The organism is Pseudomonas fortuita (genome assembly GCF_026898135.2).
GTDB lineage: Bacteria > Pseudomonadota > Gammaproteobacteria > Pseudomonadales > Pseudomonadaceae > Aquipseudomonas > Aquipseudomonas fortuita.
In genome coordinates this window covers 60,313-87,024 of the sequence record NZ_CP114035.2, presented here as the reverse complement: position 1 = coordinate 87,024, position 26,712 = coordinate 60,313, and the positions used below count along the sequence as shown (strand labels likewise).

Genomic DNA, 26,712 nt, shown 5'->3' with positions numbered 1-26,712 from the left:
GCAATGTTTCAGCTATTGGCGATACGGAAGCCCACCTTCAACGTGACCTGGAAGTGCGCCGCCTTGTTGTCGCGGATATGCCCACGGGTATCCACCACTTCGAACCATTCCAGGTGCTTGATGCTCTTGCCGGCTTCAGCCAGGGCATTGTTGATTGCGTCTTCGATACTGGTTGGCGAGGAGCCCACCAGCTCGATCTTCTTGTACGTGTGATGGTCAGTCATGTTCACGCTCCTTGGTAACGGTGAAATTCAGCCTAGCAGCGTAGGCCCGGTTTACCTGCGAGCCGTCCGCCAAGGTGAAAGTTCGATCGCACTTTCGCGCAAGCCAAGGGTCGCAACCTTACAGCCCATACTGCAAAGGAGAGTCAACATGCACCGCAACTCGCTGCGTAAATCATCCCTGGAAAGCATGGAAGCAGAGATCGAGAGCCTTCTGAAAAGCCTGGAAAACCTCAAGCATGACGCATCGGAAGAGTCCCAGAAGTCGGTGAAGGCAATCCGCAGCAATGCCGAAAGCGCGCTGAAACATTCGCGTAGCTTGCTCAGCGATGCCTATGAGGAGGTAAAGACCCGCACTCGCCAGACCGGGATCGCCACCCGTGAGTACGCACAGGAGCACCCGGTTACCACAGCGGGCGTGGCGATTGGCGCCCTGGGTCTGCTGGCGGCCTACCTGCTGACCCGTCGCAACTAAGCCGCCTGCCGTTCCAATTCGCGGCGCAGCCACTGCGCCAACTGCTCGGCGCGCCCATCTGCGGCGCGCCGGGGCACCCACAAGGCCAGCGCTGCGCGGGTAGGGGAAAAGCCCCATGGCGCGCTGAGGCGCCCGGCCCGCAAGTCATCAGCCACCAGTGGTTGTGGCGCGATGGCCACCCCAAGGCCAGCAACCGCAGCCTCCAGCAAATAGTACAAATGCTCGAATGCCTGGCCATACTGCAACCCGGCCGGGTCCAATCCCTGTTGCCCTGCCCATGTCGGCCATGCTTGTGGCCGCGAGGTGGTATGCAACAGGGCCTCGTCCAGCAGGGCTTTGGCGGGCGCATCTCGCAAGCGATCGAAGCCGGCAAAATGCGGGCTAAGTACCGGCCCGATACGCTCCTCAGCCAGCACATGCACCTGCATGTCCGCCGGCCACGGGGGTTCAGCGTACACCAGCAATGCATCGAGCCCTGGACGACGTGGGTCGAGATCACCTTCACCGGCGGACAAGTGCAGGCGCAGCTCAGGCAAATCCGCCTTCAGGCGACCAAGCCTTGGGATAAACCAACGCGCCAGCAGGCTCCCCGAGCAGCCCAGCACAAATGGCGCCTCGCTGACATCGCGGCTGAGTTCAGTACACACGCTGCGCAACCGGTCGAAGGCCTCACCGCTGGCATCGCGCAGACGCACACCGGCATCTGTGAGTTTGATGCCACGCCCGTCCTTGACGAAAAGCGCCACCCCCAGGTGCTCCTCCAGCACCTTGATCTGCCGACTGACAGCGCCATGGGTAACATGCAGCGCTTCAGCCGCCTGGCTGACGCTGTTAAGCCTGGCGGTAGCCTCGAAGGCGCGCAGAGCATTCAGGGGAGGGAGATCGTGGGCCATTTTACCTGTGAGTTTTTCTGACAAGTTTGCGCAATCTTATCGGTTTTCAGCCGGACGTGCCGTGGTTACAGTAAAGCCCATCACTCATTCATTACGCCCTGGAGCGCCCCATGACCCAGTCCCAATACCGCCCCGGCCCCGACGCCAATGGCCTGTTCGGCTCGTTCGGCGGCCGCTACGTGGCCGAAACCCTGATGCCACTGGTGCTGGACCTGGCCCGCGAATATGAAGCGGCCAAGGCAGACCCCAAGTTTCTCGAAGAGCTGGCCTACTTCCAGCGTGACTACATCGGCCGCCCCAACCCGCTGTACTTCGCCGAGCGCCTGACCGAGCACTGTGGCGGTGCAAAGATCTTCTTCAAGCGTGAAGAGCTCAACCACACCGGCGCGCACAAGGTGAACAACTGCATCGGCCAGGTGCTGCTGGCCAAGCGCATGGGCAAAAAGCGCCTGATCGCCGAAACCGGCGCCGGCATGCACGGCGTGGCCACCGCCACCGTCGCTGCCCGCTTCGGCCTGCCGTGCGTGATCTACATGGGCGCTACCGACATCGAGCGCCAGCAGGCCAACGTGTTCCGCATGAAACTGCTGGGCGCCGAAATCGTCCCGGTCACGGCCGGTACCGGCACCCTGAAAGACGCCATGAACGAAGCCCTGCGCGACTGGGTCACCAACGTCGAAGACACCTTCTACCTGATCGGCACTGTCGCTGGCCCTCACCCGTACCCGGCCATGGTCCGCGACTTCCAGTCGATCATCGGCAAAGAAACCCGCGCCCAGCTGCAAGAGAAGGAAGGCCGCCTGCCAGACAGCCTGGTTGCCTGCGTGGGTGGTGGTTCCAACGCCATGGGCCTGTTCCATGAGTTCCTCGAAGAACCAAGCGTACAGATCATCGGCGTCGAAGCCGGTGGCCACGGCGTGCACACCGACAAGCACGCCGCCAGCCTGAACGGCGGCGTGCCGGGTGTACTGCACGGCAACCGCACCTACCTGCTGCAAGACTCGGACGGCCAGATCACTGACGCCCACTCGATTTCTGCAGGCCTGGACTACCCGGGTATCGGCCCTGAACACGCCTACCTGCACGAAGTGAAACGTGTCGAATACGTCAGCATCACCGATGACGAAGCGCTGGATGCGTTCCACGCCAGCTGCCGCCTGGAAGGCATCATTCCAGCTCTGGAAAGCTCCCACGCCTTGGCCGAAGCCATCAAGCGCGCGCCGAAGCTGCCCAAGGACCACCTGATGGTGGTGTGCCTGTCGGGCCGCGGCGACAAAGACATGCAAACCGTCATGAGCCACATGGCCGCCCAGGAGAAACAGGCATGAGCCGTCTTGAACAACGCTTCGCCGAACTTAAGGCCGAAGGCCGTTCGGCACTGGTCACCTTCGTCACCGCGGGTGACCCGGGCTACGACGCCTCGCTGCAGATCCTCAAGGGCCTGCCAGCAGCCGGCGCCGATGTGATCGAACTGGGCATGCCGTTCACCGACCCGATGGCCGACGGCGTGGCCATCCAGCTGGCCACCTTGCGCGCGCTGGAAGCTGGCCAGACCTTGGCCAAAACCCTGCAGATGGTGCGCGAGTTCCGTGTGGATAACCACACCACGCCAATCGTGCTGATGGGCTACTACAACCCGATCCACCGCTTTGGTGTGGACACGTTCGTGGCAGAAGCCAAGGAAGCGGGCGTCGATGGCCTGATCATCGTCGACCTGCCGCCAGAGCACGACGCCGAACTGGCCACCCCGGCCCAGGCTGCAGGCATCGACTTCATTCGCCTGACCACCCCGACCACCGACGATGCGCGCCTGCCGCGCGTGCTGGAGCGCAGCTCCGGGTTCGTCTATTACGTGTCGGTGGCCGGTGTGACCGGTGCCGGCTCAGCGACCACCGAGCACGTGACCGAGGCCATTGCCCGCCTGCGCCGGCATACCGATCTGCCAATCAGCGTGGGTTTCGGCATTCGTACCCCGGAGCAAGCTGCGAACATCGCCCGTCTGGCGGATGGTGTAGTGGTGGGCTCGGCGCTGGTCGACAAGATTGCCCAGGCCAAAAGTGCCGATCAGGCGGTGACTGATGTATTGAGCCTGTGCTCGGCACTGGCTGAAGGCGTGCGCTCAGCTCGCAATTGATCGCGAGGGCTCCGCCCTCGTTCGCGGCACAAGGCCGCTCCTACAGGGTATTGCGATCGCCTTGTAGGAGCGGCCTTGTGCCGCGAAGAGGCCGGCACAGGCAATACACATCTACCCACCAAATATCGACAGCTTCAATGGCCGCACGGCCCCCATCCAGATCGCATGATCCCGGTGGTCCGCCAGTTCATCCCCGGTTTCGGGGTGCATGAATACCACCAAACCCTTGCGGTACAGCGCCAACCAAGGCAAAACCACCCCCACCACTTCAGGCCCGAACGCCAGCTGGCAGCTCCAGTCCGGATGCGGCCCCACCGGCTTTTGATGCATGCGCCCCATGGTCACGGGAAACAGCCGCGTCGCCTCCTCGCACAGCTCCCGCGCCTGCTCCATGGTCGCTGCGTCGTAATAAACGTGGGCGTGGTAACCCTTGATCCTCTGCACGATAACTCCTGATTGCGGTCCAACCATCACCACCTGCAAAGGAAGTGATGCAGTGAAAAACGCCGAAACCCCAGTATTCAAACTGGTCCTGTTCGGGCCTGAAAGCAGCCTGGGCAAAGCCATGATGGCCGAGCTGCTGTCGCGCCAGCACGAAGTCACCGCCGTGGTCGATGACCTCAACCGCCATACCGCACGCCCGGGCCTGCACTTCAAGATAGGCGGGCTGGACGATGCCGACCAGGCAGAGCAGGGCGCGGCAGGCGGCTCGGCGGTAATTGCCCTGTTGTCGGCGCTGGCGCCAGGTGACTTGCCGGGGCAAGCACGCCTGAGCGAGGCGCTGGTGGCGGGGCTTGAGCGTACGACTATACGCCGGCTGTTGCTGGTGGGCGATTTCGCTGTGCTGGATGAGCCGGCCAAGTACAGTGAGGTAGAGCGGGCATATGTGGACCAGGTGGTTGATCGGTTGCAGCGCAGTGCTTTGCACTGGACCTTGATCAATATGCCGCAGGCGTTGCCCGATGAGGGGTGGGCACGCGTGGCGGCGGGGATGGCGGATATGCTGGAACTGGACCTGCACCGGGGCGAGCATCTGAACTTTGTGGTCTAGATCGTCGGGGCTGCTGCGCAGCACCAAAATCTCAAAGGCTGCGCTCATCCTCCAGCCACCCCACAAACCGCTCGATCAGCGCCCCACGCCGCTTGCGCGGCGGCAGCACCGCGTAATAACCGCGCTGCGAGCGCAAACTCCCCTGCAGCGGCCGGCACAGCAACCCTTGCTCCACCAACCCATCCACCAGGTGCCCCCAACCGATCGCCACCCCTTGCCCGGCAATCGCTGCCTGAATCAGCAACGTATAGTTATCGAACCGCAACTGCCCCGCAGGCGGTGGGCTGGCCACGCCAAACCCGCGAAAAACGCCGGCCCAGTCAAACCAGCGGCTGGCCTGCTCGCCCTTCAAATGCAGCAAGGGCAATCGTTGCAAACCCACGGCTGACAAGGGTTTGCCATCGGTCAGCCGGGGGCTGCACACCGGGAACACTTCCTCATCGAACAGCCAGCGGCTTTCACCCTGATGAAAGCGCCCATCACCAAACAGCACCGCCACATCCACGTCCGGGCGCAACATCCCCTGGCTGCGTTCACCGGTCACCAGGCTCACATCCACCTGTGGATAAGCCTCGTGAAAGCGTTGCAGCCTTGGCATCAGCCAGAACGCGGCAAAGGCAAAGTCGGTGGCCACCTGCAGCACTTCGCGCTGACCGCGCCCGCTGGCCTGGGAAATGCCGTCATCCATGGCTTGCAGGCCCTGGTGTACCTGTTCAAACAACAGCTGGCCGGCCTCGGTGAGCTCGATGCCCCGATAAATACGGTCGAATAGGCGCGTGCCCAGCTGGGCTTCCAGGCGTTTCACCTGCTGGCTTACTGCCGGTTGCGTGGTGCCCAGCTCCAGCGCCGCAGCTGTAAACCCCCGCAGGCGGGCCGCGGCTTCGAACACACGCAAGGTATCCAGCGACAGCTCGGCAAGGTGCTCAAACATAAGCTCAGCTAATCCCAGTTATTGCCCGGCATGGGCTTTACCCATGTTATCCGCAGTCGCATCTTGGAAGGAAAGCAAATCGCATAACCCTCAACGATGGAAGCCACCATGACGCGCCCGAATATCCTGTTCATCATGGCCGACCAGATGGCCGCACCCTTGATGCCCATCTACGCCCCTTCGCCCGTCCAGATGCCGCACCTGAGCCGCCTGGCCGAGCAGGCGGTGGTGTTCGATTCAGCCTACTGCAACAGCCCGCTGTGCGCGCCGTCACGCTTCACCCTGGTCAGCGGCCAGCTGCCCAGCCGCATCGGCGCCTACGACAATGCCGCCGATTTCCCCGCCGATATACCGACCTATGCGCACTACCTGCGCCGTCTGGGCTACCGCACTGCGCTGTCAGGCAAGATGCACTTTTGCGGCCCGGACCAGCTGCATGGCTACGAAGAGCGCCTGACCAGCGACATCTACCCGGCCGACTATGGCTGGGCAGTGAACTGGGACGAACCGGATGTGCGCCCAAGCTGGTACCACAATATGTCCTCGGTGCTGCAGGCCGGCCCGTGCGTGCGTACCAACCAGCTGGATTTCGACGAGGAGGTGGTGTTCAAGGCACGCCAGTACCTGTACGACCATGTGCGCGAAAACGACGGTCGGCCGTTCTGCCTGACCGTTTCGATGACTCACCCGCACGATCCGTACACCATTCCAAAACGCTACTGGGACCGGTACGAGGGTGTGGATATCCCCATGCCCCGTGCAGAGTTGAGCCAGACAGAGCTCGACCCGCATTCGCAGCGCCTGCTGAAAGTCTACGACCTGTGGAACAAGCCGCTGCCTGTGGACAAGATCCGCGATGCCCGCCGCGCCTACTTCGGCGCCTGCAGTTACATTGACGACAACATCGGTCAGCTGCTGCAAACCCTGGATGAGTGCAACCTGGCCGACGAAACCCTGATCGTGTTCTCAGGCGACCACGGCGACATGCTTGGCGAGCGTGGCCTCTGGTACAAGATGCACTGGTTCGAGATGTCGGCGCGGGTACCGCTGCTGATCCATGCGCCCAAGCACTTTGCGGCGGCTCGGGTCAGTGCCTCGGTATCGACCTGCGACCTGCTGCCAACCTTGGTAGAACTGGCTGGCGGCATTGTGGATAACAACCTGCACCTGGACGGCCGCTCACTGCTTGGCCACCTCCAAGGGCAGGGCGGCCACGATGAAGTGATCGGCGAATACATGGCCGAAGGCACCGTCGGCCCGCTGATGATGATCCGCCGCGGGCCTTACAAGTTCGTGTACAGCGAAGACGACCCATGTCTACTCTATGACCTGAGCCGCGACCCGCACGAGCGGGAGAACCTCGCCGGCAGCCCGGACCACCAGGCGCTGCTGCAGGCATTTGCCGATGAAGCACGACAGCGTTGGGATATCCCCAGCCTGCGCCAGCAGGTACTCGCCAGCCAGCGGCGCCGCCGCCTGGTGGCCGAGGCGCTGGCTATCGGCACGCTGAAAAGCTGGGACCACCAACCGCTGGTGGACGCCAGCCAACAGTACATGCGCAACCACATCGATCTCGACGACCTCGAGCGCAAGGCACGTTATCCACAGCCCGCACCCCTGGATTGAAAAGAGAGGCCGCCATGCACAAGTTCTCCGCCGCCGTGTTCGCCCTGGCCCTGGGCGCCGCCACGGCCCACGCCGCCGACAGCGACGCGCAATGCAGTACCGTAAAAATGGCCGACCCCGGCTGGAGCGATATCGCCACAACCAATGCCGTGGCGCGGCTGTTACTGGAAAGCCTGGGCTACCAGGTGAAAATCGACAGCCTGGCCGTGCCGATCATCTACGGCGGCCTCAAGGACGGCCGTGTCGACGCCTTCCTCGGCAGCTGGATGCCCGCGCATCAAGGCTTCCATGACAAGTTCATCGCCAACGGCGATGTGCAGCAGCTGTCGCGCAACCTGGAGGGAACCGAGTTCACCCTGGCGGTGCCCGATTACGTGTGGAATGCCGGGGTAAAGGATTTTGCCGACCTGCAGAAGCATGCCGACCAGTTCGACAAGAAGCTGTACGGGATCGGCTCCGGCGCACCGGCCAACCTGTCGCTGAAGGCAATCATCGACAAGAATGAATTCAACCTTGGCCAGTGGAAACTGGTGGAGTCCAGCGAGCAGGCGATGCTGGCCCAGGTCGACCGGGCGGCGAAGAAACAGCAGTTCATCACCTTCCTTGGCTGGACCCCGCACCCGATGAACGTGAAGCTGAAAATGCATTACCTGACCGGTGGGGAAAAGTGGTTCGGCACCAAGGGCGAAGTGTACACGCTGACCCGCAAAGGTTATCCACAAGCGTGCCCGAATGCGGCGAAGCTGCTGGGCAACCTGAAATTTACCCTGGACATGGAAAACGCCATCATGGCCGAGGTTGTGGATAACAAGATCAGCTTTGATGACGCGGCCAGGGCTTGGATTAAAACGCATCCCGAGTTGCTGGAAGGGTGGTTGGCTGGGGTGACTACCAAGGCCGATGGCAATGCCCTGGAGGCCGTGAAAGCCAAACTGTAGTTTCAGACACGACGCGCCCCCTGTGGGAGCGGGTTCACCCGCGAATGCTGCATTGCATGTACCGACGCATTCGCGGGTAAACCCGCCCCACAGGGGACAGTGGACCTTTGGAAATGTGAATATCTCATGCATCGCATCATTCACCTGCTGCCCTTCCTCACCTGGCTCCCGCGCCAATCGGGCCGCAGCCTGCGCCAGGACCTGCTGGTCGGCCTGAGCGGTGCCATCCTCGCCCTGCCACAATCCATCGCCTACGCCCTGATTGCCGGCCTGCCCGCCGAATACGGCCTGTACGCCGCCATCGTGCCGGTGCTGATCGCCTGCCTGTGGGGCTCGTCCTGGCACCTGATCTGCGGCCCCACCGCCGCCATTTCCATCGTGCTCTACGCCAGCATCAGCCCGCTGGCCGTGGCCGGCAGCGCCGATTACATCACCCTGGTACTGTTGCTGACCTTGCTCGGCGGCATCTTCCAGTTGCTGCTCGGGCTTATGCGCTTTGGCGCGCTGGTCAATTTCGTCTCCCACTCGGTAGTGCTCGGCTTCACGCTGGGGGCTGCCATCGTCATTGCCTTGGGCCAATTGCCCAACCTGCTGGGCATGGACCTGCCCAGCCAGGCCACGGCACTGAAAACCGTACAGGACCTGGCCAGCCATGCAGGGGAGGTCGACCTGCCTTCCTTTATTCTGGGCCTGGCCACTGTCGTGATCGGCGTAGCCTTCAAACTGTGGCGCCCACGCTGGCCGAGCCTGTTGATAAGCCTGATGCTGGTCAGCCTGCTGGCTTGGCTGTTGCCGGGCTACTTTGGCCATGTGCAAAGGGTGGCGGCGTTTACCGGGCAACTCCCACCCTTCAGCCCGCTGCCTTTGCTGGATCTGGAACTGATGCTGCGCCTGCTGCCCAGCGCCGTGGCGGTAGGCATGCTGGGGCTGGTCACCAGCCTGTCGATTGCCCGCTCGTTGTCGGCACGTTCAGAACAACTGATCGACCCCGACCAGGAAATCCGCGCACAGGGCCTGTCGAACATCGCCGGTGCATTTTTCTCCGGTTACCTGTCTGCCGGTTCCTTCACCCGCTCAGGCCTGAGTTATGAGGCAGGTGCCCGCTCGCCCATGGCTGGGGTGTTCTCGGCGCTGTGGGTGGCGTTGTTTGCCGTTACCGGCGCCGGCCTGATCGCGCACCTGCCGATACCCGCCATGGCTGGCAGCATTCTGCTGATCTGCTGGGGGTTGGTGGACCATCGGGCGATTCGCGCGCTGTTTCGGGTCAGCCGCTCGGAGTTTCTGGTGATGGCGCTGACGGCGGCGGCGACATTGTTGCTGGAGTTGCAGACGGCCATCTATGCAGGCGTGCTGGCTTCGCTGTTCTTTTACCTCAAGCGCACGTCACGGCCACGGGTGCAGCTAAGCCGGGAAGGGGACGCGGATGTGTTGCGGGTGGGCGGGTCGATTTTCTTTGGTGCGGCGCATTACCTGCAGGTGCGCTTGCAGCGCTGCCAGGGGCCGCATGTAGTGATCGATGCCCGGCAGGTGAATTTTATCGATTACTCGGGTGTGGATATGTTGCACCGCGAAGCGCGGCGGTTGCGGAGATTGGGCGGGAGTTTGACCCTGCACCGGGCCAGGCCGCAGGTGATCGAGGAATTGCAGAAGCTGGAAGGGGTGGAGTTGTGTCCGATCCGGTTTGAGGAGTGACGCTGAGATCCTGGGGCTGCTGCGCAGCCCATTCGCGGCACAAGGCCGCTCCTACAGAGGATCGGCGTACGCAGTACTTTGTGGGAGCGGCCTTGTGCCGCGAATGGGCCGCAAAGCGGCCCCGGCAATTTCAGCCCCGAGCCAGTTGCCGGCGCAGCTCCGCCAACACCGGCGCCGTATCCGGTCGCACCCCACGCCAGATAAAGAACGCTTCAGCCGCCTGCTCAGCCAGCATCCCCAACCCATCGAGGACCTTGGCCGCACCCAGCCGGGTAGCCCACGCGCAAAACGGCGTCGGCTCCTTGCCATACATCATGTCGTAGCAAACCGTGCGCCCCGCCTCGACCAGGCTGTCGGCAATCGGCGGCATTTCTCCGGCCAGGCTCGCCGAAGTGGCGTTGATAATCACATCCACCGGCTCCTGCAACCAGGCAAACCCGCTGGCCACCACCGGCCCCAGCTCATCGAACTCACGCGCCAGCTGCTCGGCTTTCTCCACAGTGCGGTTGGCAACCACAAGGGACTGCGGGTTGTGCGCCAGAATAGGCTCCAGCACGCCTCGCACGGCGCCACCGGCACCGAGGATGAGAATGCGCTTGCCAGCCAGTTCGACCCCGGCATTTACCGTCAGGTCGCGCACCAGGCCAGCGCCATCGGTGTTGTCGCCTTGCAGGGTGCCATCAGCCAGCTTGCTTAGCGTGTTCACTGCGCCAGCGCGCTGGGCACGCGGGGTCAGGCTGTCGCACAGGCGGTAGGCCTCTTCCTTGAATGGTACGGTGACGTTGCCGCCGCTGCCTTGCTTGAAGAAGCCGCGCGCGCAATCGCTGAACTCGTCCAGCGGCGCCAGCAGGGTGGCGTATTCCAGGTCCTGGCCGGTCTGCTCGGCAAACAGGCGGTGGATCAGCGGCGACTTGCTGTGGCCGATGGGGTTACCAAAAACGACATACTGGTCCATGACGGCTCCTTGGTTATCCACAGGCTTACTGGCCGAGCCAGTCGCGGTCTTGCAGGAAGTACTCGGTCAGGCGTGCTTCTTCGCTGCCGGGTGCGGCCTTCCAGTCATAGCCCCAGCGCACCTGAGGCGGCAGCGACATGAGGATGGACTCGGTGCGGCCACCGGATTGCAGGCCGAACAAAGTGCCACGGTCGTAGACCAGGTTGAACTCCACGTAGCGGCCGCGGCGGTATTCCTGGAACTCACGCTGCTGCGGGGTATAGGGCGTGTCCTTGCGGCGCTGTACGATCGGCAGGTAGGCGTTGATGTAAGCATCGCCGATGGCACGGATGAAGGCGAAGCAAGTGTCGAAGTCCCACTCGTTCAGGTCATCGAAGAACAGGCCGCCGATGCCGCGTGGCTCGCCACGGTGCTTGAGGTGGAAGTAGCGGTCGCACCAGGCCTTGTAACGCGGGTACACGTCGGCGCCGAACGGTGCGCAGGCCTGTTCGGCCACGCGGTGCCAGTGAATGCAGTCTTCTTCGTTGCCATAGTATGGGGTCAGGTCGAAGCCGCCGCCGAACCACCATACGGCCTCTTCACCTTCCTTTTCGGCGATGAAGAACCGCACATTGGCGTGGGAAGTGGGCACATGCGGGTTGTGCGGGTGGATCACCAGCGACACTCCCAGGGCCTCGAAGCCCCGGCCCGCCAGTTCAGGCCGGTGGGCGCTGGCCGAGGGGGGCAGACCGGTACCAAACACATGGGAGAAGTTGACCCCGCCTTTCTCGATCAGCTTGCCGTCGCCAATCACCCGCGTGCGGCCCCCGCCACCGGCTTCGCGCACCCAGGCATCCTCGACGAAACGGGCGCCGCCGTCTTCTGTTTCGAGGGCAGAGCAGATGCGGTCTTGCAGGTCGAGCAGGTAGGCTTTCACGGCCTCGGTGCGGCTAGTCATCGGGTCACCAGGAACGGGCAGGGAAGAATTCGCGCGTAGCATACCACCGCCAGCGCGCGCGCCGCAGTTGACGGCGATCACGCAAAGGCGTCCGATAGAAGGCCTTTTCCCGATCCCGACTACAGGAGTGCGAGATGGCCAAGCGTATCCAGTTCAGCCAGCATGGCGGCCCGGAAGTGCTGCAGTTTGTGGAATTCGAACCCACCCCGCCCGGGCCGCAGCAGGTGCGCGTGCGTAACCACGCCATCGGCCTGAACTTCATCGACACGTACTTTCGCAGCGGGCTGTATGCTCCGCCGTCCCTGCCTTCTGGCCTGGGTACTGAGGCGGCCGGCGTGGTCGAGGCTGTGGGCGAGGGTGTCACACGCCTGAAGGTGGGTGACCGCGTGGCCCATGCCGGCGGCCCGCTGGGTGCCTACAGCGAAGTACATACGCTGCCGGAGGCCAACCTGGTCAAGTTGCCCGACAACATCAGCTTCGAGCAGGCCGCAGCGGTGATGCTCAAGGGTTTGACCGTGCAGTACCTGCTGAAGCAGACCTATGAGGTGAAGGCGGGTGATGTAATCCTGTTCCACGCCGCAGCGGGTGGCGTCGGTTCGCTGGCCTGCCAGTGGGCCAAGGCCCTGGGCGCCAAGCTGATCGGCACCGTGAGTTCTGCCGAGAAGGCCGAGCGGGCCAAGGCGCTGGGGGCATGGGAAACCATCGACTACAGCCACGAAGATGTGGCCAAGCGGGTACTGGAACTGACCGACGGCAAAAAATGCCCGGTGGTGTATGACGGGGTAGGCGCCGATACCTGGCTCACCTCGCTGGACTGCCTGCAGCCACGCGGGTTGATGGTGAGCTTTGGCAATGCCTCGGGCGCGGTGAGCGGGGTGAACCTGGGGATCCTGGCGCAGAAAGGCTCGCTGTACGTCACCCGGCCGACCTTGGCGACCTATGCCAATAATGCCGAGAACACCCAGGCCATGGCCGATGACCTGTTTGCGATGATTGCAAGTGGCAAGCTGGTTGTGGATATCCAGCAGCGGTATCCATTGAGCGAGGCGGCCAAGGCGCAGGCAGAGCTGTCGGCGCGCAGGACTGTGGGGTCGACTGTTTTGTTGCCTTGAGAAAAGCGGGGAATTGCGTCAGGGCGGCCAGGCGCACGCCTTGAGAGTTTCAGCGCCTGTGACATCGAGCGCCGCCCGCGCGGCGCTTCGCGGGGCAAGCCCGCTCCCACATTTGTTTCGGGCCAATTATTCCTGTGTCAGGTGGGTTGCAGCTTTGGTGCATGGCTGCAGATCGAGGAACCGCAGTTGCGCAACCCTCGATATCAAATGGAACAAACAAAGCGGGCAGCGGTGACTTCCCAGGAGGGATTGGCCCGAAACAAATGTGGGAGCGGGCTTGCCCCGCGAAGCGCCGCGCGGGCGGCGCTCGATGTCACAGGCGCTGAAACCCTCAAGGCAGGCACCTGTCAGCCCTCACACCTTCTTTTGCGGCTGCGGTGTCGACTCGATGCCATCGAGTATCGCCTCAATCACACCCTCCGCCATTTCAATCGCATGCAGGTTCGACCAGAACATGCCACGGCCCTCTTCGCGCATGTAGTCCAGGGCTTTGTAGCCGGTTTCGTAGGCGCTGCGCAGGTACAGGGCTACGTGGACCAGAGCGTCCTCGGCGGAAATGTTCGGGTTGACGGTGAAGAGCGGGTCATGGCCGGCGTCGCAGCGGCCGAAGGGGCGGGTGGAGGTGCATGGAAGGGGTGGATCGGGGACTATTTTCTTGCTCATGGGAATTCACCTGATCAGGGCGGCCGCTCAATCCGTTACCACACGAAATGGGTGGCAGCTGCACGCGGGGTGGTAAACCGGACGAATCCCAAACCCGGCAGGCTCGAAAGCCTCCCGCGCACAGCCGCCATGGCTGCCATTCAGAATTCGCACATCCGGGTTACCACACCCGATCGCCAAGTTATTCGGCGACGGTTTAAGCCTAAGGGCAGAGGTTCCCACTGAGAAGGTGATGGCAGAGGACGCGGCTCGTAGGATATTTCCGAAGTGGCCAACTGGACAGCCATTTTGGCAAAAATCAGAAAACCCTGATCCAGTAAAAGCCAACATGAAGCGCATGCACAGCGCGCTAGAAAAAGGTCCCGGCTTGACCGTAAAGATTCGGAAGGGTAGCCTTTGTGCTTGTGGATGTACTGGTGCGCCGGTTGAGTTTCAAGTTATCCGGGCGAGTGCATCCCCACCCTTTAGGCCGCTTAAGCGGCCTTTATTTTTTGGGCTTGTTTCTATCCCCTTTAGGGATGATGGAATAGAGCTCTGCCTTGGGCTTGCGGGCCGTCAGTTCAAAAATCGCCTCATCAAGGACCTCATTGCCATAGCCATCATTGCGGCCAATCGTGCTGCGAAGGGCCGTCATGTGCGTGGCGCCTTTCCAGATCGATGTCACCGCCAATGCTGCCTCAATCTGCAGAACCATGTCATCGATGGTGTAACCATCCCGTAATACCCGGCTCCTGTAGGCATGGCTACCAATAAAGACGATGCCTGGGTCCTCCAGCAGCGGCAAATCCTGCCCTTCTTTCTGCCTATTGATCGCTTCGAACTGATCGGCGGTGAATCTACCGATTTCCACCGCTCTGACCCGATGGTTGGACGCAAGCTGCTCGAGATTCGCCCTTATCAGGTATTCGGCATTTTCGAATAGCGGCATTTGTCCCAGTGCTCCCGCCGAATGACGACGGCCTTTGCTAGCGCAAAGATCGAGCGCCGCCCATGCGACGCCTGGCCATCAAGCTAGAGGGAGGGGGTTCTGCAGGGAAGGTGACGACTGACGACGCGGGCAGTAGGAATTTTCCCGAACTACGTGCCGGCCAACCATTCGAGACAAAATCAGAAAAATCTGCAGGGGTTTGCCGCCCAATCGCCGGCAAGCCAGCTCCCACACCGAGCGCACCGGCTTCAAGCCATGTGCAGTACCTGTGGGAGCTGGCTTGCCGGCGATCGAGGGCGAAGCCCTCGCCAGCGGTATCAGCCCGGGCGCACAACCTCGCCGGTTGCCAGGTTGCGAATCACACTCGGGTTCTTCCGCCCGCCCAGCGCCCCGCCAAGCACCAGGTCCAGCTGGCCGTGGAAGTACTGCTCCACCCGCAACCGGGTCTTCGCCGCCGGGCGCCCGCCGGGGTTGCACGAGGTGGAAATCAGTGGCCCCACCAGTGCGCACAGTTCACGCACCACCGGGTGGTCACTGACGCGCAGCGCCACCGTGTCATGCTGCCCGGTCACCCACTCGGGCAGCAGGTCCTGGTGCGGCACCAGCCAGGTATTCGGCCCCGGCCAGGTGCTGCCCATGCGGTCGATCCAGTCTTCGGGAAAGTCCTCGAACAAAAAGTCGAACTGGCGGATGTTGTCAGCGATCAGAATCAACCCTTTATCCACAGGCCGCGATTTCAGCGCCAGCAGGCGATACACCGCGTCCTCGTTCCACGGGTCGCAGCCCAGGCCCCAGACCGCTTCCGTCGGGTAGGCGATAACTGCGCCCGCCCGGATCTCACGTGCGGCTTGTTGCACACGAAAACTGCTCACCATTGCTGCTTCTCCGCCTGAATACCTTGCTTATGCGCAGTGTACTTAGCCCGCGCGGGCAAACCAACGCCCCGCTTCATTGCTGACCCGGCCTTCCAGCTCCAGCTCGGTCAGCTGCGCCAACACTTCGGCCAGCGGCAGCTCGCTGCAGTGTGCGAGGCTTTCGCTGGTTTGAGGCGCTGCATGCAGCAGGGCAAGCAGGGGATGGTCGAACCTGTCCACAACTGCAGGCGGCAGGTTCTGCCAACCCTTCAGGCTTTCCAGGATCTGCTCCACACTTTCCACCAGCAGCGCCCCGTCACGGATCAGCTGGTGACAGCCCTTGGCCCCCGGGTGGTGAATGGAACCCGGAATGGCATACACCTCACGGCCTTGCTCGGCCGCCAGGCGCGCCGTGATGAGCGAGCCACTGGCCAAGCTGGCCTCGACCACCAGCACGCCCAGCGACAAGCCGCTGATGATGCGGTTGCGCCGTGGGAAGTTGCCGGGCAGTGGCCCGGCGTCCAGCGGATACTCGGAAACCAGCGCACTGCCGTTGTCGATCATCGCCTGCGCAAGCTCTTGATGGCGCTGTGGATAAAGTTTTTGCAGCCCCGTGCCGAGCACGGCAATCGTGCACCCACCAGCCTGCAACGCAGCCCGATGAGCGGCACCGTCGACGCCTACCGCCAGCCCGCTGGTAATGGTGAAACCTGCCTGCGCAAGGTAGCGGGAAAATGCCCGGGCTGTGTCGAGCGCCGGGGGTGTGGCACGTCTGCTGCCCACGATGGCCAACTGAGGGCGGTCGAGCAAGGCCGGGTCGCCAGCAACAAAAAGCAGCGGCGGGGCATCGTCGATTTCTGCCAGCAAGGCTGGGTAGCCAGGGCCGTCCCACATCAGCAAATGCTGGCCGGGGCGCTCTAACCAGGCCATTGCGGCCAGCGCGCCATCGCGGACCTCGGCACTGCGCCGGGCATCGATGGTGGCTTGGGGGATGCCCAACGCTCGCCAGGCCGAACCGGGAGCGCTAAGCGCGCTAGAGGCGCTGCCGAACGCATCCAGCAAGGTGCGAAAACGTCGCAGTCCTGTCTCGGGCAGGCGATGCAGGCGTAATCGCGCCTCCAGTTCGGCAGGCGGGCAGAGCGACGAATGGTAACTGGGCATGGGGATCGTCCTTGATCGAAACAGGGCCATCTACGTGGCACAACCTGTGGATAACTCTGTGAGTAACACTTTGAAAACCTGTCCATTGGCTGGGGGCTATCAAGCCCATAGACACCCTAGACGAGCTTGCCAGGTGCCGAAATCCCCGTTTCCCTTTATTATGTGTGCTCAGTTTTCAACCGAACGCACAGTGACTGCCTGACCTTATGGCCATCTTGAACATTCTCGAATTCCCGGACCCGCGCCTGCGCACTATCGCCAAACCGGTGACGGAGTTCGACGACGCCCTGCGTCAGCTGATCGACGACATGTTTGAAACCATGTACGAAGCCCCTGGTATCGGCCTGGCCGCCACCCAGGTCAACGTGCACCTGCAGGTCGTGGTCATGGACCTCAGCGAAGACCGCAGCGAGCCGCGCGTCTTTATCAACCCCACGGTCGAAGAGCTGACCCACGACATGGGCCAGTACCAGGAAGGCTGCCTGTCGGTGCCTGGCTTCTATGAGAACGTCGACCGCCCGCTGCGTGTACGGGTCAAGGCCCAGGACCGCGACGGCAAGCCGTTCGAGCTGGAATGCGAAGGCCTGCTGGCGGTGTGCGTGCAGCACGAATTCGATCACCTCAACGGCAAGCTGTTCGTTGACTACCTGTCGCAGCTCAAACGCGACCGGATCAAGAAGAAGCTGGAAAAGCAGCACCGCCAGCAAGCCTGATCCCCCCCTTCCTGAAGGCTTGCTCCGGCAAGCCTTTTTCTATTTTGAAGCGAGAACTCCATGCGCATCGTCTTTGCAGGCACTCCAGAGTTTGCCGCCGAACACCTCAAGGCCCTGCTCGACAGCCCGTACGAGATCGTGGCCGTCTACACCCAGCCCGACCGCCCGGCCGGTCGTGGCCAGAAGCTGATGCCAAGTGCGGTCAAGGCACTGGCCGTCGCCCATGACATCCCGGTGTTCCAGCCGCAGACCCTGCGCAACGCCGATGCCCAGGCCGAACTGGCCGCGCTGCAGCCGGACCTGATGGTGGTGGTCGCCTACGGCCTGATCCTGCCGCAGGCAGTGCTGGATATCCCGCGCCTGGGCTGCATCAACAGCCACGCCTCCCTGCTGCCACGCTGGCGCGGTGCGGCGCCGATCCAGCGCGCCGTGGAAGCCGGCGACGCCGAGAGCGGGGTAACCGTGATGCGCATGGAAGCTGGCCTGGACACCGGCCCAATGCTGCTCAAGGTGGTCACCCCGATCAGCGCCGACGACACCGGCGGCACCTTGCATGATCGCCTGGCCGAAATGGGCCCGCCCGCAGTCGTTCAGGCCATCGCTGGCCTCGCCGACGGTTCGCTGCAAGGTGAAACGCAAGACGATGCCCTGGCCACCTACGCCCACAAGCTGAACAAGGACGAGGCGCGCATTGACTGGACCCGCCCGGCCGTCGAGCTGGAGCGCCTGATCCGCGCCTTCAACCCGTGGCCGGTGTGCCACAGCACCCTCGATGGCGAAAGCGTGAAGGTGCTGGCCGCCAACTTGTCCACAGGCAAGGGCGCCCCGGGCGAAATCCTGTCCGCCAGCAAGGACGGCCTGGTCGTTGCGTGCGGCGACCAGGCGCTGAGCCTGACCCGCCTGCAATTGCCCGGCGGCAAGGCGCTGAACTTCAGCGACCTGTTCAACAGCCGCCGCGAGAAGTTCGCCGCTGGCAAGGTGCTGGGCCAATGAACCCACGTCTCGGCGCTGCCCGTGCCCTTGCCGCTGTACTCAGTGGCAAGGCCTCGCTGAACAGCTCGCTGCCAGCACAACTGGACAAGGTCGATGAACGCGACCGTGGCCTGACCCAGGACTTGGCGTTCGGCACCGCACGCTGGCAGCCACGCCTCGACCTGCTGGCCGCGCAACTGCTGCAAAAGCCTTTCAAGGCCGCCGACGCCGATGTGCAGGCGCTGCTGCTGGTCGGCCTTTACCAGTTGTTCTACACCCGCATTCCGGCCCACGCCGCCATCGGCGAAACCGTGGGGTGTGCCGACAAGCTGAAAAAGCCGTGGGCCAAGGGCCTGCTCAATGCCGTGCTGCGCCGCGCCCAGCGCGAAGGCGAAGCACTGCTCGCCGGCATGGAGCGCGACCCAGTGGTACGCACCGCCCACCCGCGCTGGCTGCAGAAGGCACTGAAAGCCTTCTGGCCGGAGCAGTGGGAAGCCATTTGCGCCGCCAACAACGCCCACCCGCCGATGATTCTGCGGGTCAACCGCCGTCACCACAGCCGCGATGCGTACCTTGCACTGCTGGCCGACGCGGGCATTGACGCCAGCGCCTGCCAGTACAGCCGTGACGGCATCGTGCTGGCCGAGGCCTGCGACGTGCGCGGCCTGCCCGGCTTCGCCGAAGGCTGGGTGAGCGTGCAGGACGAAGCCGCGCAGCTGTCTGCCGACTTGCTCGAACTGGCCCCCGGCCAGCGCGTACTGGACGCCTGCTGCGCCCCAGGGGGCAAAACCTGCCACTTGCTGGAGGCCGAAGCCGGCCTGGCGCAGATGGTGGCCATCGACCTTGAAGCCAAGCGCCTGACCCGCGTGCGCGAGAACCTCGACCGCCTGCAACTGGACGCCGAGCTGATCGCCTGCGATGCCCGCGACACCGCCAGCTGGTGGGACGGCAAGCCGTTCCAGCGCATCCTGCTCGACGCGCCGTGTTCGGCCACCGGCGTAATCCGCCGTCACCCGGACATCAAGCTGACCCGCCAGGCCGACGACATCCCGGCCCTGGCAACACTGCAAGGCGAGCTTCTCGACGCCCTGTGGCCGACCCTGGAAGTAGGCGGCATGCTGCTGTACGCCACCTGCTCCAGCCTGCCGACCGAGAATACCGACGTGATCGGCGCATTCCTGGCCCGCACCCCGGGCGCCCGTGAACTGGACCTGGCCACCGAGGCCGGCCTGCGCCAGCCCCACGGCCGCCAGTTGCTGGCCCAGGAGGGCGGCCACGACGGCTTCTACTATGCCAAGCTGATCAAGATCGCCGCCTCACGCGGATAAGACCAAACGGTAGGGAGTAGCGGATGAAGATCATCATCCTCGGCGCAGGGCAGGTAGGCGGTACGCTGGCAGAGCACCTGGCCAGCGAAGCCAACGACATCACCGTGGTCGACACCGATGGCGAGCGCTTGCGCGACCTCGGTGACCGCCTGGACATCCGTACCGTGCAGGGCCGCGGTTCGCTGCCGACGGTGCTGCGCCAGGCCGGTGCCGACGACGCCGACATGCTGGTGGCAGTGACCAACAGCGACGAAACCAACATGGTCGCCTGTCAGGTGGCCTATTCGCTGTTCCACACCCCGACCAAGATCGCCCGGGTGCGTGAATCGTCCTACCTGACACGCGAAGAGTTGTTCGACAACGACCATATCCCGGTCGACGTGCTGATCAGCCCAGAGCAAGTGGTGACCAACTACATCAAGCGCCTGATCGAACACCCAGGCTCACTGCAGGTGATCGACTTCGCCGAAGGCAAGGCCCAGCTTGTGGCGGTGAAGGCTTACTACGGCGGCCCACTGGTCGGCCAGCAGTTGCGCCAGATCCGCGCGCACATGCCCAACGTCGACACCCGCGTGGCGGCGATCTTCCGCCGCGACCGGCCAATCACCCCACGTGGCGACACGGTGATCGAAGCTGACGACGAAGTGTTCTTCATCGCCGCCAAGAAGGACATCCGCGCCGTGATGGGCGAGCTGCGCCGCATCGACGAAACCAATAAACGCATTGTGATCGCCGGCGGTGGGCAGATCGGCGAACGCCTGGCCGAAGCCATCGAGAGCCGCTACCAGGTGAAGATCATCGAGATGAACCCGGCCCGCTGCCGGCACCTCTCCGATACCCTGGAAAGCACTGTGGTGCTGCAGGGCAGCGCCTCGGACAAGGACTTGATGCTCGAAGAGAACATCGCCGACGCCGACATCTTCCTGGCCCTGACCAACGATGACGAAGCCAACATCATGTCGTCGCTGCTGGCCAAGCGCCTGGGCGCGGGCAAGGTAATGACCATCATCAACAACCCGGCCTATGTCGACCTGGTGCAGGGCGGTGATATCGACATCGCCATCAGCCCGCAGCTGGCCACCATCGGCACCCTGCTTGCGCACGTGCGCCGGGGTGACATTGTCAGCGTGCACTCGCTGCGCCGTGGTGCGGCCGAGGCCATCGAGGCGGTGGCGCACGGGGATTCGAAGTCGAGCAAGGTTGTGGGCAAGGCCATCGAAGACATCGCCCTGCCACCGGGTACCACCATCGGCGCCATCATCCGCGACGAAGAGGTGATGATCGCCCACGACGACACCGTGATCGCGTCGGGTGACCATGTGATCCTGTTCGTTGTGGATAAAAAACACATTCGGGATGTGGAGAAGCTGTTCCACGTTGGCTTGAGTTTCTTCTAGGAGAAGAGGGCATGCGCGAATCGCTGGAGAAGATGCTGGCCAAGGGTGTGGATAACCCATTGCTGCGGTTCGGGCTGGGGAAGGCCTGGCTGGATGAAGGCAATGGCGCTGAAGCGGCGGTGCACCTGGCACGGTGTGTGGAGCAGGATCCCAAGTACTCCGCAGCGTGGAAGTTACTGGGCAAAGCGCATCAGTTGCAGGGTGACCTGGCGGCAGCGCGCAGGGCCTGGGAAGACGGGATCGTGGCGGCGCAGGCCCATGGGGACAAGCAGGCCGAGAAGGAGATGGCCGTATTCCTGAAGAAGCTCAACAAGGCCTGAGATTGCCGGGGCTGCTTTGCAGCCCATTCGCGGGGCAAGCCCGCTCCCACAGAGATAGCGTGGGCTGCGCTGAACATCGCGACACAAGGCCGCTCGTTCAGGTGACCGCGATCCCATGTGGGAGCGGGCTTGTCCCGCGAAAGGGGCGCAAAGCGCCCCCAGAAATCTCAGTACCAGCGCGGCTCGCCAGCCGGGCGCTTCTTGAAGCGTTTCATGCTCCACATGTACTGGCTGGGGTACTCGCGCACATAGCGCTCGACCACCTTGCTCATCGCCGCCGCCGATTCGGTCACATCGGTGCTGTACATCGCTTCCGGCGCTGCCTCCAGAATCACCCGAAAGCCCGAACCATCCGGCAGCCGCAGCGCATGCAGGAACACACCCACCGCCTTGCCACCCGCCAACATGTTCGGCACGAACTTGCTGGTCAGCGCCTGGGTGCCCAGGAACGGCACAAACACCCCTGCCGATTCGGCCGGCTCCGGGTCGGCAGGAATACCCACCTGGCCACCGCGGCGCACTTCCTTGATCACGCTGAGAATGCCTTCCTTGGTCGACGGCGCCACGCGGTTGCCCATCTGCACACGCTGCTCGCGCAACAGGTCATCCACCGCTTTGAGCTTCGGCGGGCGATAGAAGATGATCGGTTTGCACTGGTTACAGTAAAAGTGGTTCAGCACTTCCCAGTTGCCCAGGTGGCTGGTGATCCCCACCACGCCCTTGCCCGAGGCCAGAGCCTGCTCAAGCACTTCCAGGCCGTGCACTTCCTTGACCAGCTCCAGCGAACGCTGCGGCGGCCAGATCCAGGCACAGGCACTTTCGACAAAGGATTTGCCAATATCCCGCAGCGCCTGGCCAACCAGCTGCTCACGGGCAACCGGGTCCATCTCCGGGAAACACTTGGCCAGGTTGATCCGCACCACGTTGCGCGAACCATTGGGCACTTTCCACATCAGCCAACCGATACCCGCGCCGACGCGCTGTACAGCGCCCCAGGGCAGCTTGGCAAACAGGCGCAGCACCCCGACCATCAGGGCGCCCTTGAACTTTTCCACAGGCGAATTCCTTATTTCAGCAAGGCGCGCATTGTAACTGGTCGACTGCAGCGCAGTAGCGTATTGGTCCGAAGCAGTTTGCTAAAGGCGTCCCGTCGGTGTCCGTAACCTCCTGGCCACAAATCACTTACCCAGCGCAGCAGGGGCTTTCAACAACATTTTCTCAAAATGTCCATTGTCGAAAATCTCGCTTAATCGCGAATACAATGAACCAACTTGACGAAGCGTCAGGTCATCAACACCCGCGTCCTCAAGCAGATCGATGAAGACCTCTATGGGGTCAACCTGCTTTTTTGTCTCCTGCAATGACCGGATTGTCTCAACGTATGTTTGCCCGTAAACACGATCGCCTTCAGGGCTGTAGAGTCCCATCTCATAGCCACGCGCAAGAACATCTGTTGAGAGAAGGCGAGCAGCATCCGTAATGAGTTCGGAAATGCGATCACTTCCTTTCAATACAGTGATGTTCGAACGATTAATCGCTCTACGCTTGATACCAAGATCTGAACGAACTTTGCGCCCATCTTTCCTGTACAGGCGTAGCTCACAGCCTACCGGCATGCCGTGAGCACGCAAAAAACGCTGCGAAAAGTCTTGCCAGGTGCCCGATTTCATCTTGGCAGCCATGATGCTCCCCTCTTAGGTAGACGAGAGAGGAATTTAAACCACCCCCACCAAAATGTACATAAACATGGGTGGGTATATTTTTAAAATATCGTACCTGTTGAATCGCTTAGCGTGGAATAGCGATCGCAATCGGTGGTGTGGTCCATGACCATGCCGGTGGCCTGCATGAAGGCGTAGCAGATGGTCGGGCCGACAAAGGTGAAGCCGGCTTTCTGCAGGGCCTTGCTCATGGCCTTGGCTTCGTCGGTAATAGCCGGCACGTCGCCGCGCCCGTTGAAGTGGTTGATCTTCGGCTCGCCGCCAACGAACGACCACAGCCATTCGGCCGGGTTATCCACAGCCCGCCAGGCCTGGGCATTGCGCCGCGCAGCCTTGAGCTTGAGGCGGTTGCGGATGATACCCGCATCCTGCATCAGTTCTTCGATACGCTCGTCGCTCATGGCGGCCAGCTTTTCCGGGTCGAAGCCGTACATCACCTCGCGATAACGCTCGCGTTTGCGCAAAACGGTTATCCACGAAAGCCCGGCCTGGAACCCTTCGAGCAAAAGCATCTCGAAGAGCAACGCCGGGTCACGCTGTGGCGTTCCCCATTCCTGGTCATGGTAGGCCTGGTACAACGGATCGTCGGTACACCAAAAGCAGCGTGGCATAAGGCTCCAATGAGTAGAGGGCGAGGCGAATCAGGTTATACTCCCGCTCTTTACATCCGCATCCCCAGATACAGGTGAATTTCGTGAGCCAGCCTACGCCAGCCGTGCGTACCTTCCAAGACCTGATCCTCGCCCTGCAGAACTACTGGGCAGCTCAAGGTTGTGTGGTGCTTCAGCCCTACGATATGGAAGTAGGCGCCGGCACTTTCCATACCGCCACGTTCCTGCGCGCCGTCGGCCCAGAAACCTGGAACGCCGCCTACGTGCAGCCTAGCCGTCGCCCTGCCGACGGGCGGTATGGCGAAAACCCAAACCGCCTGCAGCACTACTACCAGTTCCAGGTCGTGCTCAAGCCCAACCCGGCCAACTTCCAGGAGCTGTACCTCGGCTCGCTGAAAGCCATCGGCCTGGATCCGCTGGTGCACGACATCCGCTTCGTCGAAGACAACTGGGAATCGCCGACCCTCGGCGCCTGGGGTCTGGGCTGGGAAATCTGGCTCAACGGGATGGAAGTCACCCAGTTCACCTACTTCCAGCAGGTAGGCGGTATCGAGTGCTACCCGGTCACCGGTGAAATCACCTACGGCCTGGAGCGCCTGGCCATGTACATCCAGGGCGTCGACTCGGTGTACGACCTGGTGTGGGCCGACGGCCCGTTTGGCAAAGTCACCTATGGCGACGTGTTCCACCAGAACGAGGTGGAGCAGTCGACCTACAACTTCGAGCACGCCAATGTCGACAAGCTGTTCGAACTGTTCGACTTCTACGAAAGCGAAGCCAACCGCCTGATCAAGCTGGATCTGCCGTTGCCGACCTATGAAATGGTCCTGAAGGCCTCGCACACCTTCAACCTGCTGGACGCCCGCCGCGCCATCTCGGTAACCGAGCGCCAGCGTTACATCTTGCGTGTACGTACCCTGGCCCGGGACGTGGCGCAAAGCTATCTGCAAGCCCGCGCACGCCTGGGCTTCCCGATGGCCACCCCTGAATTGCGTGACGAAGTGTTGGCTAAGCTGGAGGCTGCACAATGAGTGCTCAAGATTTCCTGGTAGAACTGGGCACCGAAGAGCTGCCACCCAAGGCCCTCGCCACCCTCGGCGACGCCTTCCTGGCCGGCATCGAGAAAGGCCTGCAGGCCGCTGGCCTGAACTACACCGGCAAGCAGGTGTACGCCGCGCCGCGCCGCCTGGCCGTGCTGATCCGCCAGCTGGACGTGCAGCAGCCTGACCGCAGCATCAATATCGACGGCCCGCCCCTGCAGGCTGCTTTCAAAGACGGCGAGCCGACCCAGGCTGCTCTTGGCTTTGCCAAGAAATGCGGTGTAGATCTGTCGGAAATCGACCAGAGCGGCGCCAAGCTGCGCTTCTCCCAGCATATCCCAGGCAAGGCCACCGCCGGCTTGCTGCCAACCATCGTCGAAGATTCGCTCAACGACCTGCCGATTCCCAAGCGCATGCGCTGGGCGGCCAGCCGTGAAGAGTTCGTACGCCCGACGCAATGGCTGGTGATGCTGCTGGGCGACCAGGTGGTCGACTGCACCATCCTGTCGCAGAAAGCCGGCCGTGAATCCCGTGGCCACCGCTTCCACCACCCGGAAAACGTCGTCATCACCACCCCGGCCAACTACGTCGAAGACCTGCGCAAAGCCTACGTGCTGGCCGACTTCGCCGAGCGCCGCGAGCTGATCAGCAAGCGTACCGCCGAGCTGGCCATGCAGCAGGAAGGCACCGCCATCGTGCCGCCTGCGCTGCTGGACGAAGTGACTGCCCTGGTCGAGTGGCCAGTGCCGCTGGTGTGCTCGTTCGAGGAGCGTTTCCTTGAAGTGCCACAGGAAGCCCTGATCACCACCATGCAGGACAACCAGAAGTACTTCTGCCTGCTGGACAGCGAAGGCAAGCTGCTGCCGCGCTTCATCACCGTGGCCAACGTCGAGAGCCGCGACCCGAAGCAGATCGTGCAAGGCAACGAGAAGGTCGTGCGCCCACGCCTGACCGACGCCGAGTTCTTCTTCAAGCAGGACAAGAAGCAGCCGCTGGAAACCTTCAACGAGCGCCTGAAAAACGTGGTGTTCCAGGCGCAGCTGGGCACTGTGTACGACAAGGCCGAGCGTGTTTCCAAACTGGCTGCGTTCATTGCCCCGCTGATCGGCGGCGACGCCCAGCGCGCCGGCCGTGCCGGCCTGCTGTCCAAGTGCGACCTGGCCACCGAGATGGTCGGCGAGTTCCCCGAAATGCAGGGTGTTGCCGGTTACTACTACGCGCTCAACGACGGTGAGCCGCAGGACGTCGCCCTGGCTTTGAACGAGCAGTACATGCCGCGCGGTGCTGGCGCCGAGCTGCCGCAGACCCTCACCGGTGCTGCCGTGGCCATCGCCGACAAACTCGACACCCTCGTTGGCATCTTCGGCATCGGCATGCTGCCTACCGGGAGCAAGGACCCGTACGCCCTGCGCCGTGCTGCCTTGGGCGTGCTGCGCATTCTGATCGAGAAGCAGCTCGACCTGAACCTGACCGGTGCGGTCGAGTTCGCAGTCAAGCAGTTCGGCGCCAAGGTCAAGGCCGCTGGCCTGGCCGAACAGGTACTGGAATTCATCTTCGACCGCCTGCGTGCGCGTTACGAAGACGAAGGCATCGACGTGGCCACCTACCTGTCGGTGCGTGCCCTGCAGCCAGGCTCGGCCCTGGACTTCGACCAGCGTGTGCAAGCTGTGCAGGCCTTCCGCAAGCTGCCGGAAGCCGAAGCCCTGGCCGCGGTGAACAAGCGTGTATCGAACTTGCTGAGCAAGGCCGAAGGTGCCATCGCCGAACAGGTCGAGCCAAAGTACTTCGACAACGCCAACGAGTTCTCCCTGTACTCGGCCATCCAGCAGGCCGACCAGGCCGTGCAGCCGATGGCTGCTGCACGCCAGTACAGTGAATCGCTGGCCCGCCTGGCGGCCCTGCGTGACCCGGTCGACGCCTTCTTCGAAGCGGTGATGGTCAACGCTGAAGATGCCAAGGTACGCGCCAACCGTTATGCCCTGCTCAGCCGCCTGCGCGGCCTGTTCCTGGGCGTGGCCGACATTTCGCTGCTGGGGTAA

General features: G+C 62.7%; 28 protein-coding genes. 15 read left to right on the top strand and 13 right to left on the bottom strand.

Annotated features, from left to right (window positions below; translation table 11 throughout):
- Window positions 1–8: 8 nt before the first annotated feature.
- Window positions 9–224, bottom strand: coding sequence for a dodecin (locus OZ911_RS00405; protein WP_012269893.1), 216 nt, complete (start codon window positions 222–224; stop codon window positions 9–11).
- Window positions 225–372: 148 nt separating this feature from the next.
- On the opposite strand from OZ911_RS00405, the gene OZ911_RS00400 reads away from it, so the two are divergent.
- Complete coding sequence (locus tag OZ911_RS00400) at window positions 373–696, top strand: ElaB/YgaM/YqjD family protein (protein ID WP_016484239.1); 324 nt, start codon at window positions 373–375, stop codon at window positions 694–696.
- Here the strand turns inward: OZ911_RS00400 and OZ911_RS00395 are convergent.
- On the bottom strand, window positions 693–1,589 hold the full coding sequence (locus OZ911_RS00395; protein ID WP_060519829.1) for a LysR family transcriptional regulator: 897 nt from the start codon (window positions 1,587–1,589) through the stop codon (window positions 693–695). The genes OZ911_RS00400 and OZ911_RS00395 overlap by 4 nt on opposite strands.
- Before the next feature lie 110 nt (window positions 1,590–1,699).
- Here OZ911_RS00395 and trpB point away from each other — a divergent pair, with 110 nt between their 5' ends.
- Both trpB and trpA read left to right on the top strand, forming a co-directional pair.
- Window positions 1,700–2,917 (top strand): tryptophan synthase subunit beta, encoded by a 1,218-nt coding sequence (gene trpB, locus OZ911_RS00390; RefSeq protein ID WP_016484237.1) that lies wholly within the window; start codon window positions 1,700–1,702, stop codon window positions 2,915–2,917.
- The gene (trpA, locus tag OZ911_RS00385; RefSeq protein ID WP_016484236.1) at window positions 2,914–3,723 is read left to right on the top strand and encodes a tryptophan synthase subunit alpha; all 810 of its coding nucleotides are present in this window, start codon (window positions 2,914–2,916) and stop codon (window positions 3,721–3,723) included. The genes trpB and trpA overlap by 4 nt, the downstream gene beginning before the upstream one ends.
- 111 nt (window positions 3,724–3,834) lie before the next feature.
- On the opposite strand, the gene OZ911_RS00380 is transcribed toward trpA, so the two are convergent.
- Window positions 3,835–4,167, bottom strand: coding sequence for a DOPA 4,5-dioxygenase family protein (locus OZ911_RS00380; protein ID WP_016484235.1), 333 nt, complete (start codon window positions 4,165–4,167; stop codon window positions 3,835–3,837).
- Window positions 4,168–4,219: 52 nt separating this feature from the next.
- On the opposite strand from OZ911_RS00380, the gene OZ911_RS00375 reads away from it, so the two are divergent.
- Window positions 4,220–4,774: an NAD(P)-dependent oxidoreductase gene (locus OZ911_RS00375; RefSeq protein ID WP_023047111.1), complete on the top strand. Its 555-nt coding sequence runs from the start codon at window positions 4,220–4,222 to the stop codon at window positions 4,772–4,774.
- Window positions 4,775–4,805: 31 nt separating this feature from the next.
- Here OZ911_RS00375 and OZ911_RS00370 read toward each other — a convergent pair whose 3' ends face one another.
- Window positions 4,806–5,705: a choline sulfate utilization transcriptional regulator gene (locus OZ911_RS00370; RefSeq protein ID WP_023047112.1), complete on the bottom strand. Its 900-nt coding sequence runs from the start codon at window positions 5,703–5,705 to the stop codon at window positions 4,806–4,808.
- A gap of 108 nt (window positions 5,706–5,813) precedes the next feature.
- On the opposite strand from OZ911_RS00370, the gene betC reads away from it, so the two are divergent.
- The 3 genes from betC (at window position 5,814) to OZ911_RS00355 (ending at window position 9,961) form a co-directional block, all read left to right on the top strand.
- A complete protein-coding gene (gene betC / locus OZ911_RS00365) occupies window positions 5,814–7,331 on the top strand; it encodes a choline-sulfatase (RefSeq protein ID WP_031311669.1) in 1,518 nt (505 codons plus the stop codon).
- A gap of 14 nt (window positions 7,332–7,345) precedes the next feature.
- Window positions 7,346–8,269, top strand: a complete 924-nt coding sequence (gene choX / locus OZ911_RS00360) for a choline ABC transporter substrate-binding protein (RefSeq protein ID WP_023047114.1) — start codon at window positions 7,346–7,348, stop codon at window positions 8,267–8,269.
- 126 nt (window positions 8,270–8,395) lie between these two features.
- The gene (locus OZ911_RS00355; protein ID WP_023047115.1) at window positions 8,396–9,961 is read left to right on the top strand and encodes a SulP family inorganic anion transporter; all 1,566 of its coding nucleotides are present in this window, start codon (window positions 8,396–8,398) and stop codon (window positions 9,959–9,961) included.
- Between the two features lie 130 nt (window positions 9,962–10,091).
- Here the strand turns inward: OZ911_RS00355 and aroE are convergent, their stop codons facing one another.
- On the bottom strand, window positions 10,092–10,916 hold the full coding sequence (gene aroE, locus OZ911_RS00350) for a shikimate dehydrogenase (RefSeq protein ID WP_016484229.1): 825 nt from the start codon (window positions 10,914–10,916) through the stop codon (window positions 10,092–10,094).
- A gap of 25 nt (window positions 10,917–10,941) precedes the next feature.
- Window positions 10,942–11,853, bottom strand: coding sequence for an oxygen-dependent coproporphyrinogen oxidase (gene hemF, locus OZ911_RS00345; RefSeq protein ID WP_016484228.1), 912 nt, complete (start codon window positions 11,851–11,853; stop codon window positions 10,942–10,944).
- Window positions 11,854–11,987: 134 nt separating this feature from the next.
- Between hemF and OZ911_RS00340 the strand changes: the two genes are divergently transcribed.
- Window positions 11,988–12,965: an NADPH:quinone reductase gene (locus OZ911_RS00340; RefSeq protein ID WP_023047734.1), complete on the top strand. Its 978-nt coding sequence runs from the start codon at window positions 11,988–11,990 to the stop codon at window positions 12,963–12,965.
- 354 nt (window positions 12,966–13,319) lie between these two features.
- Here the strand turns inward: OZ911_RS00340 and OZ911_RS00335 are convergent, their stop codons facing one another.
- The 4 genes from OZ911_RS00335 to dprA form a co-directional block, all read right to left on the bottom strand.
- Window positions 13,320–13,628 (bottom strand): hypothetical protein, encoded by a 309-nt coding sequence (locus OZ911_RS00335; RefSeq protein ID WP_023047733.1) that lies wholly within the window; start codon window positions 13,626–13,628, stop codon window positions 13,320–13,322.
- Window positions 13,629–14,112: 484 nt separating this feature from the next.
- Window positions 14,113–14,556 carry a hypothetical protein gene (locus OZ911_RS00330; protein ID WP_016489943.1) on the bottom strand — a complete coding sequence of 148 codons (444 nt, stop codon included), beginning with the start codon at window positions 14,554–14,556 and terminating at the stop codon, window positions 14,113–14,115.
- Between the two features lie 317 nt (window positions 14,557–14,873).
- Complete coding sequence (gene tsaC / locus OZ911_RS00325) at window positions 14,874–15,431, bottom strand: L-threonylcarbamoyladenylate synthase type 1 TsaC (protein ID WP_011953122.1); 558 nt, start codon at window positions 15,429–15,431, stop codon at window positions 14,874–14,876.
- A gap of 42 nt (window positions 15,432–15,473) precedes the next feature.
- Window positions 15,474–16,571, bottom strand: coding sequence for a DNA-processing protein DprA (gene dprA, locus OZ911_RS00320; RefSeq protein ID WP_023047731.1), 1,098 nt, complete (start codon window positions 16,569–16,571; stop codon window positions 15,474–15,476).
- A 206-nt stretch (window positions 16,572–16,777) separates the two neighbouring features.
- Here dprA and def point away from each other — a divergent pair, with 206 nt between their 5' ends.
- The 5 genes from def to OZ911_RS00295 are packed head-to-tail and all read left to right on the top strand — an operon-like array spanning window position 16,778 to window position 21,301.
- Window positions 16,778–17,284, top strand: a complete 507-nt coding sequence (gene def, locus OZ911_RS00315; protein ID WP_012269876.1) for a peptide deformylase — start codon at window positions 16,778–16,780, stop codon at window positions 17,282–17,284.
- 60 nt (window positions 17,285–17,344) lie between these two features.
- A complete protein-coding gene (gene fmt, locus OZ911_RS00310) occupies window positions 17,345–18,277 on the top strand; it encodes a methionyl-tRNA formyltransferase (protein WP_060519815.1) in 933 nt (310 codons plus the stop codon).
- On the top strand, window positions 18,274–19,584 hold the full coding sequence (gene rsmB / locus OZ911_RS00305) for a 16S rRNA (cytosine(967)-C(5))-methyltransferase RsmB (RefSeq protein WP_070086802.1): 1,311 nt from the start codon (window positions 18,274–18,276) through the stop codon (window positions 19,582–19,584). The genes fmt and rsmB overlap by 4 nt, the downstream gene beginning before the upstream one ends.
- Window positions 19,585–19,607: 23 nt before the next feature.
- Complete coding sequence (trkA, locus tag OZ911_RS00300) at window positions 19,608–20,981, top strand: Trk system potassium transporter TrkA (protein ID WP_016489939.1); 1,374 nt, start codon at window positions 19,608–19,610, stop codon at window positions 20,979–20,981.
- Window positions 20,982–20,992: 11 nt separating this feature from the next.
- Complete coding sequence (locus tag OZ911_RS00295) at window positions 20,993–21,301, top strand: tetratricopeptide repeat protein (protein ID WP_023048056.1); 309 nt, start codon at window positions 20,993–20,995, stop codon at window positions 21,299–21,301.
- A 167-nt stretch (window positions 21,302–21,468) separates the two neighbouring features.
- On the opposite strand, the gene OZ911_RS00290 is transcribed toward OZ911_RS00295, so the two are convergent.
- From OZ911_RS00290 to OZ911_RS00280, 3 genes are all read right to left on the bottom strand, one after another.
- Entirely contained in the window at window positions 21,469–22,356 is an 888-nt protein-coding gene (locus OZ911_RS00290; protein WP_016489937.1) for a lysophospholipid acyltransferase, read from the bottom strand.
- A 123-nt stretch (window positions 22,357–22,479) separates the two neighbouring features.
- The gene (locus OZ911_RS00285; RefSeq protein ID WP_016489936.1) at window positions 22,480–22,983 is read right to left on the bottom strand and encodes a DUF1152 domain-containing protein; all 504 of its coding nucleotides are present in this window, start codon (window positions 22,981–22,983) and stop codon (window positions 22,480–22,482) included.
- An 80-nt stretch (window positions 22,984–23,063) separates the two neighbouring features.
- Window positions 23,064–23,633, bottom strand: a complete 570-nt coding sequence (locus OZ911_RS00280; RefSeq protein WP_023048057.1) for a DNA-3-methyladenine glycosylase I — start codon at window positions 23,631–23,633, stop codon at window positions 23,064–23,066.
- An 83-nt stretch (window positions 23,634–23,716) separates the two neighbouring features.
- On the opposite strand from OZ911_RS00280, the gene glyQ reads away from it, so the two are divergent.
- A complete protein-coding gene (gene glyQ / locus OZ911_RS00275) occupies window positions 23,717–24,664 on the top strand; it encodes a glycine--tRNA ligase subunit alpha (protein WP_012269869.1) in 948 nt (315 codons plus the stop codon).
- The gene (gene glyS / locus OZ911_RS00270) at window positions 24,661–26,712 is read left to right on the top strand and encodes a glycine--tRNA ligase subunit beta (protein ID WP_023048058.1); all 2,052 of its coding nucleotides are present in this window, start codon (window positions 24,661–24,663) and stop codon (window positions 26,710–26,712) included. Before glyQ ends, glyS begins: the two co-directional genes overlap by 4 nt.